The organism is Vibrio sp. 10N.286.52.F8 (assembly GCF_041468745.1).
GTDB classification, from domain to species: domain Bacteria; phylum Pseudomonadota; class Gammaproteobacteria; order Enterobacterales; family Vibrionaceae; genus Vibrio; species Vibrio crassostreae_C.
Map to the genome: position 1 here is coordinate 1 of NZ_JBFRJF010000012.1, position 11,088 is coordinate 11,088.

Below are 11,088 nucleotides of genomic sequence, written 5' to 3' on the forward strand. Positions count from 1 at the left end.
TATTACCTCGCTTGGTATTAATCAAAAGAGTTGTTCTCTTAAAACACTATTGAAGGCGCCTTGGCAGAGTGGCTATGCAGCGGATTGCAAATCCGTGGACCTCGGTTCGACTCCGGGAGGCGCCTCCACTATTCAAAGTTGAAAGGCCAGCAGAAATGCTGGCCTTTTTGCTATCTGAAATTCTAAACCCTCATGCTATGTTCAAACTTCCACGTATGCTCTCTAATCAGTAGCACCACTAGGAACAAGCTATATCAGATCACTTTTGTGCCGGTCTTTTCCTTATGTAAACCTATCATTTGCTAAACAACCAACAGCATCTGTTAACCAATTGCGCCGTTTGTGAGTGGAATGAGTGGGGAATGGAAAAGGGCGACTGTCTTTTGCGTCATTAAATTCTTCATATTTATACATAGTTGCTCATGATCCTGTAACGCTTTCATGAGTTATTACACTTATTATGACCACAAATGAAAATGATTGTCATTTACTTGTGTTACTGCTAACCTATTGTGAAACTTTACAACATCTTATCTAATGCACGAAAGTGTATATAAAACCCCGCTAAACCTTATTAAACCTACGGTTATTCGTTTGCTTCGTATGATAAATCAGCAGATCTACCTCTTTTGTCCTACCCCTTTAGGGTAGTTCGATTTCGTAATTGATTTACATCATATTATCATTTTCTTTCATAATTCATTATTCGCTCAGTTAAGAAATATATAACCTTCAGGAATTCTTATGAGCAAGATGAAGCTAGTCGTAATCGGTAACGGGATGGTCGGCCATCGCTATATCGAAGATTTAGTCGAGAAGACAGACGTTGCTAACATGGACATCACAGTCTTCTGTGAAGAGCCTCGCGTAGCCTATGATCGTGTACACCTTTCTTCTTACTTTTCACACCATACTGCGGACGAACTTTCTTTAGTTAAAGAAGGCTTCTACGAGAAACACGGCATCAACATGCTGATCGGTGAGCGTGCTATTAACGTTAACCGTGAAAAGAAAACAGTTTACTCAAGTACTGGTCGTGAAATTCAATACGACAAGCTAATCCTTGCTACAGGTTCATACCCATTCGTTCCGCCAATCAAAGGTAACGAAGGTAAAGACTGTTTCGTTTACCGCACAATCGAAGACTTGAAAGCTATCGAAGCAACCGCTAAGAATTCTAAATCTGGTGTGGTTGTTGGTGGTGGTTTGCTTGGTCTTGAAGCTGCAGGCGCACTAAAAGCTCTTGGTGTAACCACGCACGTTGTTGAGTTTGCTCCAAAGCTAATGGCTGAGCAGCTTGACCAAGCGGGTGGTAACCAACTTCGTCAAAAAATCGAACGTATGGGCGTTAACGTACATACAAGTAAGAACACGCTTGAGATTGCTCCTGAAGGCACTGAAGCTCGTAACGTAATGCGCTTTGCAGACGGTACAGAGCTAGAAACTGATTTCATCGTATTCTCTGCTGGTATTCGCCCACAAGACAAACTTGCTCGTCAAATGGGGCTGGGTATTGCACCACGTGGCGGTATCGAGATTAATGATCACTGTCAAACGACAGACAAAGACATCTACGCAATCGGTGAGTGTGCGTCTTGGAACCAAACGTTCTACGGCCTAGTGGCTCCTGGTTACAAAATGGCAACGGTAGCGGTTGACCACGTTGTTGGTAACGAAAGCACATTTGAAGGTGCTGACATGTCTGCGAAGCTTAAGCTTTTGGGCGTGAAAGTAGGCTCTATCGGCGATGCGAACGGTCGTACTCCTGGCTGTAAGAGCTACGTTTACCAAAACGAAGAACAAGAAGTTTACAAGCGTCTAATCGTTTCTGAAGACAACAAGAAGCTGCTTGGTGCAGTAATGGTTGGTGACACGTCTGACTACGGTGATCTTCTACAGCTTATGCTGAACGAAATCGACCTACCAGAACACCCAGATGCATTGATTCTTCCTGCTCATGCTGGTGCTGAAAAGCCAACACTTGGCGCGGATTCTCTTCCTGAGTCTGCTGTTATCTGTTCTTGTTTCGATGTGACTAAAGGCAAGATCGCTCAAGCGGTTGCTGAAGGTCACCACACAATCGGTGATATCAAAGCAGTAACAGGCGCAGGTACTGGTTGTGGTGGTTGTATTCCACTAGTGACTTCAGTACTAAACGCTGAACTTGCTAAAGCTGGTGTTGAAGTGAAGAACGACGTGTGTGAGCACTTTGCATACTCTCGCCAAGAGCTTTTCCACCTAATTCGCATCGAAGAAATCAAAACGTTCGATGAGCTATTAGAGAAATACGGTAAAGGCTACGGCTGTGAAGTATGTAAGCCTCTAGCAGGTTCTATCCTTGCTTCTTGCTGGGGTGAACACATCCTTAAGCCTGAATTAGTGAAGCTGCACGATACCAACGACAACTTCCTAGGTAACATGCAAAAAGACGGTACTTACTCTGTAATCCCTCGTATGGCGGGTGGTGAAGTAACACCTCAAGCACTAAGCGTTCTTGCTGATGTTGCTGCTGAATACAACTTGTACACCAAGATCACAGGTGCACAACGTATCGGCCTATTTGGTGCTCAGAAAGATGACTTACCAGCAATCTGGAAGAAGTTAATCGCTGCAGGTTACGAAACGGGTCAAGCTTACGCAAAAGCACTTCGCATGGCGAAAACATGTGTAGGTTCTACTTGGTGTCGTTACGGCGTTCAAGATTCAGTTGGCCTAGGCGTGATGATCGAGAACCGTTACAAAGGCATCCGTACTCCTCATAAGATGAAGTTTGGTGTGTCTGGCTGTACTCGTGAGTGTGCTGAAGCTCAAGGTAAAGATTTAGGTATTATTGCGACTGACGCAGGTTGGAACATGTATGTATGTGGTAACGGTGGTATGAAACCTCGTCACGCAGACTTACTGGCAAGCGACCTAGACCAAGAAACGCTAATCAAGTACATCGACCGTTTCATGATGTTCTACATCCGCACGGCTGCGCCACTACAACGTACTTCGGTATGGATGGACAACCTAGAAGGTGGTGTTGATTACCTACGTGAAGTGATTGTAGACAACAAGCTTGGTATCAATGACCAACTTGAAACTGACATTGCTGGCCTAGTTGATAACTTCGCTTGTGAATGGACAGATACAATCAACGACGAAGCTCAACTTAAGCGCTTTGCACACTTCATCAATGCTGATGACCGCGATGATAACGTTGTGTTTGTTGAAGATGGTCGTGAACAACACCGTCCTGCGACATTCACTGAGAAACACCCTGAAGCCATTACTTCAAAGCATCAGGGCGACATCATTCACGTAGAATCTGTTTAAGGGGAGACGACATCATGGCATTTACCAAAGTTTGTAAGATCGAAGACATTATCCCAGGTACAGGTGTTTGTGCGTTGGTTAGTGGTGAGCAAGTGGCTATCTTCCGCCCAACTGAGGCTGAAGAAGTATTCGCGATTAGCAACACAGACCCATACTTCCAATCTAACGTGCTATCACGTGGTTTGATTGTTGAGCACAAAGAAGAGCTTTGGGTAGCAAGCCCACTTAAGAAGCAACGCTTTAACCTAGCAACAGGTGTGTGCATGGAAGACGAGAACTTCAACGTGAAAGCGTACAAAGCTCGTGTTGCCAAAGGCGCTGTAGAAATCTCTGCTTAATCTTCGGATGAGTAAGATTTGATAGTTCAAGGGTTCTAGTTCTCGATATTGCCTTAACTCGGCAACTAGAGCCTTTTCCTATCCAATTTTAACTTTTAATTTAAACTTTTTAAGGACAACCTTATGTCTCCTGATTACAAACCAGCTGAATTCGTTCAAACGATGATTGATGTGGGTGAAGCGAAAACGAAAACAAGTACTCGCGATCTTCTGATTCGAAGCACTATGGCTGGTATCATCCTTTCTCTAGCGGTTGTTGTTGCTATTACAGCAATGGTTCAAACCGGTATTGGCCTTGTTGGCGCACTTGTGTTCCCAGTTGGCTTCGTCATTCTAAGTGTAATGGGTTATGACCTAGTAACTGGCGTATTCGGCCTTGCACCTTTAGCGAAATTCGACAACCGCCCAGGTATTACTTGGGGTCGTATCCTACGTTGTTGGGGTATTGTTGGTCTTGGTAACCTTATCGGTTCTTTGATTGTTGCTTTCCTTGTTGCAGTATCACTAACGGGTAACTTCTCTTTAGAACCAAACGCTGTTGCTCAAAAGTTCATTGCTGTTTCTACAGGTCGTAGCCTAGGTTTTGAAAACATGGGTATGGACGGATGGATCACGTGTTTCGTACGCGGTATCTTCTGTAACCTTATGGTATGTCTAGGTGTGATTGGCAACATGACTGCACGCACAGTATCTGGCCGTGTAGCAATGATGTGGTTCCCAATCTTCATCTTCTTCGCACTCGTATTTGAGCACACAGTGGTAAACATGTTCCTATTCCCACTAGGTATGATTCTTGGCGCTGATTTTGGTATCGCGACATGGTTGAACTTCAACCTTATCCCAACAATCCTAGGTAACATCGTTGGTGGTCTATTAATGACGTGTGTTCCTCTATACCTAACTCATGCTAAAACAGCTCCTTCTCTAGGCGCTAAGTAATTAGATAGTTCTAGGTTAATGAGCAACTAATAATGTGTGTTAAGCCCCAAGCTGTTGATTTGGGGCTTTTTTGATCTTAACACTCTCTACTTTGATAACCGTGCACCTAAGGCGAGCAATGTGTGCTTGATGATGGTGCAAATGTCAGGGTTTTCCAACGTAATAGATTGTTTTGTTATATAAACTTCTATCTTGATTAGAATTAATCGTAAAGTTTTATGGCAACAACTGATAGTCTAAGAAGTAGGGATATTGGTGATTCATACAACGATGAATCGTCATACAGAATTAAGCTTGAAATATAACAAGCTAACTTTCGGAGCAAAGCATGTCAGAAGTATCGCCATCGAATGTTAAAGAAGTAAACAAAGGATTTGTTTCATTGGTAGGTGCAGGTCCGGGCGACCCAGACTTACTTACGCTAAAAGCCGCACGAGTGATTCAACAAGCAGACGTGTTGGTTTATGACCGCTTGGTATCAAAAGATATTTTGGCGATGGCTAATCCAGAAGCAGAAATGCTGTATGTGGGCAAAAAGCTTGATCATCACTGTGTACCGCAAGATCAGATCAACCAACTATTAGTGACCAAAGCGCAAGAGAACAAGCACGTAGTACGCCTAAAAGGTGGTGACTCGTTTATCTTTGGTCGTGGTGGTGAAGAGTGTGAAACGCTAGCTGAGAATGACGTGAGATTTGAAGTGATTCCGGGCATCACAGCTGCTGCCGGAGCAACGGCTTATGCGGGCATTCCGTTGACGCACCGTGATCATGCACAAAGCGTGCAGTTTATTACAGGTCACTTGAAGAAAGATGGCGAAGATATTGACTGGCAATCTCTTGCTCAGCACAACCATACCATCGTGTTTTACATGGGCTTGAAAGAGAGTCCGAACATTCAGAAGAATCTACTCGATAATGGTATGCGAGCTGACATGCCAGTTGCGATCATCGAAAACGGTACACGCCAAGAACAAAAGGTGTTTAGAGGTGGGTTACGTGATTTAGCTGACCTTGCGAGCGTCGCAAAGAGCCCAGCGCTGATTGTTGTAGGCAGCGTGGCTCAGCTCCATGAAAAACTTGCTTGGTTTAACAAACAAGCTTGATCGTTTGACCTTCTAATTGGATCTCTAAGCCACTACTGAGTCCATCAAGAATCAAATACTGCAGCGGCTGCCTTGTCGCTGCATTTCTTGTTGGCGCATCGGCATTTCGTCAATGATATTGGTGATCTGTTTCCAATCTGTTTTGCCACTCCATCGGTGCTTCTCTTTCCCGTCTTTACCAATCAAAACAGCGGTATGTGATCCTTTCGGGATCTCGTAAATACTGGTGACTGCTTCTAAGTTAAACTCTTCTTCTAACCAAGTTGGGACTGTGTAACCACTCTCAGCAATAACCATAATGACGACATCTCGTTCGTCCAATTGACAGTTATTGAGCAACACTTCATTCAGAAACTCTTTAACGATTGAATCTTCCTTTGGAGCGAAATAAATCACACTGCGGTGTGGCAAAGGCTTTGAGTGAGAATAAGCGGGGTAGGCGAGTACTGAATTGATGGTTAAGCTCATGATTATTACCGTGCTGATGGTCAGTAGTTTAAGCAAACTAAACCAGCTACCAGAGTTTGATGGTTGATTTAAAGTTTGCATCGCTTTGGTTGTGTCGATGCTTACGATCGAATTGTGTGTTTGTCGGTGCAGCATTGCCAACCTCCCTTTAAAAACTCTAAGCCTGAGTACGATTTGAACGCTACGTAAAGAAGAAGGTGAAGATCAGAACCACCTAAGAAACGCTCAAAACAAATCCACTTACAATAAGCATAGTTAGGATTACGTAAAGACACTTAGCTTTACGCTAAAGATATTAGATTTACGTTAACGATAGCTGGCAGGTTCATTTTTATTGAGTAAAGCGACTCGCATTTTACAATTGAATAGAATAGGGTATACGGAAAATCTAAAGGTATGAATTTATGGAAAACATAGCAATTTTGGTCGACGTTCAGAACGTTTACTACACGACGCGCGACAAATACCGTTCTAACTTCGACTATAACCAGTTTTGGTATGTTGCCACGGAAGGGCGTAACGTTATTGCAGCTAATGCTTACGCAATCTCAAGCCAAGATCCAAAGCAGCGTCAATTTCATCATATCCTTCGTGGTGTGGGCTTTAATGTGAAGTTAAAGCCGTTTATTCAGCGTCGAGATGGCAGTGCAAAAGGCGATTGGGATGTGGGTATTGCGTTAGACGCGATAGAACTTGCTGAGACGGTTGATACGATTGTTTTGGTATCAGGAGACGGTGATTTCGAAATCCTTGTAGAGCGAATCAAAGAGCGCTTTGGCAAGCCTGTTGAAGTGTATGGTGTTCCCGGGTTAACTGCTCAAAATCTTATCGATTCTGCATCAAAATTTGTACCGATTGAAAAAGATTTTCTTCTATAGAGGAAATCGGGCACTTTATAATTGAAATCAATAATAACGATAATTAGAATGCAAACAGTTCTTATTTGTCGGTATGTGTAATGTCTCGCGTTTTAGTTGTTGATGATGATATTCAGTTGTGTGAATTACTGGGTGAAGTGTTAGAAAATGAGGGGTATCACGTTGATACTGTTCATTGCGGTGAATCCGCGCTTGAGTTTATTCAATCTCACCCTGTCGATTTGGTTCTACTCGATGTAATGCTTCCGAACCTAAGCGGCATTCAAGTAGCAAGACGTATTTGTCAGCGTTTTGCTACTCCCATTCTTATGCTAACCGCGCTTAACGACGATGCCTCAATGCTCGATGGCTACCAAGCAGGCGCCGACCAGTACATCGCTAAACCTTTCAATGTTCCTGAACTCTTAACCCGTATTAAGGTGATCTTGCGCCGAGTGGGTTTTGAACGCCAAAGACAATCTTTAGCTTCCTCTAATCACGGCTTGTGTGAACAACTCTCTCGTTTGCCATTAACTGGCACTGAAAAAGACTTGCTTGATTATTTGGTCAAAAATGACGGTATTGTCGTCTCAAAATCTGATCTGCAAATCCATGTACTCAAGAAAGAATTGTGTCCCTTCGATCGTAATTTAGATATGCATATCAGCAATATACGTAGAAAGCTCGTTCAGGCAGGTTTGTCTAAACAACATATAAAAACCGTTCGTGGTAAAGGTTACAGTTACCTAGAGTCGGTCGGAGCATGAGTAAAAAACTGCTGCGTTGCCCTGATTTTATTGCTAAGCGTAAAGACGGACTCACTTTCCAACTGTTCAGTTACCTGACCGTCATTTTGGTGAGTATTTTGATCCTGCAAGGTGTCGCTGAAAGAGCCTTGATGAAAGCGCTGCTTAAAGTGCCAGAATCGGTTAAAGCGGAGATGCTCGACCTTGCTTACCAAGCGAATGTGTTGATTGAAGAAGGGGACATGGATGAACTCGCGGACTGGGGTAATGCTCAGCAGTATTATCTGTTCGTCATCGACAAAGACAATCGTCCGATCACGCATCGTCACATGCACCCACATTTTGAATTTAAGCTCAAATACTTAAGAACGTTAGATCACCAACTTAGTGATCGTGTGAGTAAGCCGATCTTCGGCCTACCACTGGATAACGGTAAAACACTGGTTATCCAACTACCGCACCAGTTTCATCCCGCAAAATCTTTTGCGCCATATTCCTATATGCTTAAAGCATTGATTGCATTGGTCGTATTGTCTCTGTTCTCGATTATCATGGCCAAAAGCCTTCAGCAACCGTTGGATAGATTGAGAGAAGCGAGCCGCAGACTGGCTCAAGGTGACTTCACGGTCAGTGTGGTGTCGGAGTTGAACTCCACCACGCGTGAATTCAACGAGCTTGCACACGATTTTGATTATATGACCTTTGAGATTAAATCTCTGGCTCAAAAGCAACGTTGTTTGATTCGTGATGTCTCACACGAGTTAAGAACACCATTAGCAAGGCAAAACCTCGCACTACACCTGCTGCGCAGCAAGGTTGATGATAAAAGCATTGGTTTGCTAGAACGAATGGAAAATGAAACAGAAGAGATGAATAAGCTGGTGGGTGAGATACTTGAATTTAGCCGCTTAGAAACCTCTCGCTATGACTCCAAGTTAAGTTTAATGCACCTTGAGCACTATTGTTCAATGTTGATCGCGCAGATGCAAAACGATTTAAAACCGAATCAAACTTTGATTGGTTCCCTAGAGACGCCGATATCAATGGTGAACGTTGATGAGAGGCTACTGCTTCGAGTCATTGGTAACTTGGTCGGGAATGCCATTAAATACGCGGGTGAGAACGCTCATGTGGTCGTGACGACATACGAACAGGTAATGGATAGACGTTACAGTGTAATATCTGTAGAAGATGACGGTGATGGTATTCCTGATAACAAGATTGCAGGTATATTCGACCCGTTTACTCGTATTGAATCAGCAAGAGACAAACGGTCTGGTGGCTACGGTCTGGGCCTTGCGATTGTTAAAGAAGCGATGGGTGTGATGAATGGACATGTAACTGCTGAGAATAGAGAAGGTGGGGGGCTGAGAGTGAACTTGATGTTCCCAATCGGTGATTAGCTTTCCCTATTGATAATTACCTTAAATTGATAACTGTCCCAACTCAGTAGTACTGACTTAAGCGATACCCAATAAAAACGCCACTGCATCTGCAGTGGCGTTTTTCTTTATGCGCTTTGGTATGGGCTAGGCGTAGCCATTAATTACGCCTGAGCTTGAAGACAAGAGCATAAGATAAGCGAGACTATGCCTGTTGGCGAGCTAGCTTAACTTCTTCTTCTTTCTCACCTGCTGCTGGGTCGTTGAAGCGAGACTCGTCTAGAGCGCCTTCAGACTTAGCAACGATGATAGATACGGCACTATCACCTGTGATGTTTACAGCGGTACGAATCATATCAAGAAGGCGGTCAACACCCATGATTAGAGCAATACCTTCAAGCGGCAGGCCAACTTGGTTCAATACCATCGCTAGCATAACAAGACCAACACCAGGGACACCTGCAGTACCAACAGACGCCAGTGTCGCCGTTAGGATAACCATTAGGTAATCACCCATTGAAAGGTCGATGTTGTACGCTTGCGCGATAAACGCCGTCGCAACACCTTGCATGATTGCAGTGCCGTCCATGTTCACAGTTGCACCTAGTGGTACTGTGAAAGAAGCGACTTTGTTGTCTACGCCCATACGGTTCTTAGCCGTTTCCATAGTTACTGGAATTGTTGCGTTCGAAGATGCTGTTGAGAATGCAAACATGATTGCATCTTCCATCTTACGTAGGAACGTAATCGGACTAAGACCTGTGAATCCTTTAAGCATCGCACTGTAAGTCACCAAGCCATGCAACAGCAGGGTACCAGCAAGCACTAAGAAGTATTCTGCTAGGTTCCAAATTGCACCTAAGCCAAGGCCAGAGAACAGTTTCGCCATCAAGAAGAATACGCCGTAAGGAGCAAGGTTCATTAGTAGCGCAACTAGCTTCATGATCACTTCGTTTAGATCAGAGAAAACTGCAGCGATACGTTCACCGGGTTTGCCCGCTGCACTGATTGCGATACCAAACAACACTGCAAATACGATAACTTGTAACGTTTTGCCCTCAGCCATCGCCTGAATAGGGTTGGTTGGGAACATGTCGATGATTACTTGGCCCAGAGAAGGGGCATCCGCTGATTTGAAAGAGCTCGCAGCAGTAAGATCCGCACCAGCTCCAGGTTGGAACAGGTTACCGATAGTTAATGCTAGAGTGATGGCAACGGCAGTAGTACCGATATAAAGTGCAAGCGTTTTGCCACCCATACGGCCAAGAGTTGATAAGTCTTTAAGAGAACTTGTACCGCACACTAGTGAAACGAAGACTAGAGGCACAACAAGCATTTTTAAACTGGCGACAAAGATTTGTCCGCCCACTTCAAAGAGTCCGTTAACGATGTAGTTGTTAACAAATCCGTTGTCTGCAAAAAGGGATTGAATGGCGAATCCCGTTAATATACCTACGACCATACCGAGGATTACTCGACCAGTCAGAGACATAGGTTTCTTGGTATTCATTTAGAACACTCCTTATTATTTATAACTTTGATACCTTTTCAAAGTGAGCAGGAGATTAGCAGTCGGATAATCAATTCGAAAAACAAAAAATGAGTTTGGAATTATAGATGTGATCAAAATCACTGATAATTGTGTAAATTAAACAAATAAAAACAAAATAATTCACTATTAATTTACATCTATCGAGGGTTTTATACATAAATTTGTCGTTTCAAAGGTAGTAAATAAGAAGAGATGATTTTCTTATCAATCTTCACGTCTTCAATTGACTGAACAAATACCGTTGTTTCAAAAAATTCGGTGAAGATAACCAGTCGATTTACGTCCATGAGCCTTAACTATTTGTATTGAATGGTTTTGTTGAACTCCTCAAATATGACTCACCGACAGGCCTTTACAAAACTTTACGAATGCAAAGAATGCAA

9 protein-coding genes and 1 tRNA gene are annotated in these 11,088 nt (G+C 43.5%); 8 read left to right on the plus strand and 2 right to left on the minus strand.

The annotated features are described in order from the left end of the window. Positions 1-54 precede the first annotated feature (54 nt). The 5 genes from AB4133_RS07545 to cobA all read left to right on the plus strand — a co-directional run bounded on the left by AB4133_RS07545 (position 55) and on the right by cobA (position 5,700). Positions 55-128 (plus strand) — tRNA-Cys (locus tag AB4133_RS07545). 616 nt (positions 129-744) lie between these two features. Beyond that, positions 745-3,318, plus strand: a complete 2,574-nt coding sequence (gene nirB / locus AB4133_RS07550; protein ID WP_017062560.1) for a nitrite reductase large subunit NirB — start codon at positions 745-747, stop codon at positions 3,316-3,318. Between the two features lie 14 nt (positions 3,319-3,332). Continuing rightward, on the plus strand, positions 3,333-3,656 hold the full coding sequence (nirD, locus tag AB4133_RS07555) for a nitrite reductase small subunit NirD (RefSeq protein ID WP_017062559.1): 324 nt from the start codon (positions 3,333-3,335) through the stop codon (positions 3,654-3,656). Between the two features lie 123 nt (positions 3,657-3,779). Beyond that, a complete protein-coding gene (locus tag AB4133_RS07560) occupies positions 3,780-4,595 on the plus strand; it encodes a formate/nitrite transporter family protein (RefSeq protein WP_017062558.1) in 816 nt (271 codons plus the stop codon). A 328-nt stretch (positions 4,596-4,923) separates the two neighbouring features. Next, positions 4,924-5,700 carry a uroporphyrinogen-III C-methyltransferase gene (cobA, locus tag AB4133_RS07565; RefSeq protein WP_372072932.1) on the plus strand — a complete coding sequence of 259 codons (777 nt, stop codon included), beginning with the start codon at positions 4,924-4,926 and terminating at the stop codon, positions 5,698-5,700. A gap of 51 nt (positions 5,701-5,751) precedes the next feature. Here cobA and AB4133_RS07570 read toward each other — a convergent pair whose 3' ends face one another. Then, entirely contained in the window at positions 5,752-6,249 is a 498-nt protein-coding gene (locus AB4133_RS07570; protein WP_050546503.1) for a DUF4174 domain-containing protein, read from the minus strand. A gap of 323 nt (positions 6,250-6,572) precedes the next feature. On the opposite strand from AB4133_RS07570, the gene AB4133_RS07575 reads away from it, so the two are divergent. From AB4133_RS07575 to AB4133_RS07585, 3 genes are all read left to right on the plus strand, one after another. Further along, the gene (locus tag AB4133_RS07575; protein WP_010429860.1) at positions 6,573-7,046 is read left to right on the plus strand and encodes an NYN domain-containing protein; all 474 of its coding nucleotides are present in this window, start codon (positions 6,573-6,575) and stop codon (positions 7,044-7,046) included. A gap of 80 nt (positions 7,047-7,126) precedes the next feature. Continuing rightward, on the plus strand, positions 7,127-7,792 hold the full coding sequence (locus AB4133_RS07580; RefSeq protein ID WP_017062555.1) for a response regulator transcription factor: 666 nt from the start codon (positions 7,127-7,129) through the stop codon (positions 7,790-7,792). After that, positions 7,789-9,174 carry a histidine kinase sensor domain-containing protein gene (locus AB4133_RS07585; RefSeq protein WP_372224161.1) on the plus strand — a complete coding sequence of 462 codons (1,386 nt, stop codon included), beginning with the start codon at positions 7,789-7,791 and terminating at the stop codon, positions 9,172-9,174. Before AB4133_RS07580 ends, AB4133_RS07585 begins: the two co-directional genes overlap by 4 nt. A 184-nt stretch (positions 9,175-9,358) precedes the next feature. Here AB4133_RS07585 and AB4133_RS07590 read toward each other — a convergent pair whose 3' ends face one another. Next, positions 9,359-10,663: a dicarboxylate/amino acid:cation symporter gene (locus AB4133_RS07590; RefSeq protein ID WP_017062553.1), complete on the minus strand. Its 1,305-nt coding sequence runs from the start codon at positions 10,661-10,663 to the stop codon at positions 9,359-9,361. Positions 10,664-11,088 lie beyond the last annotated feature (425 nt).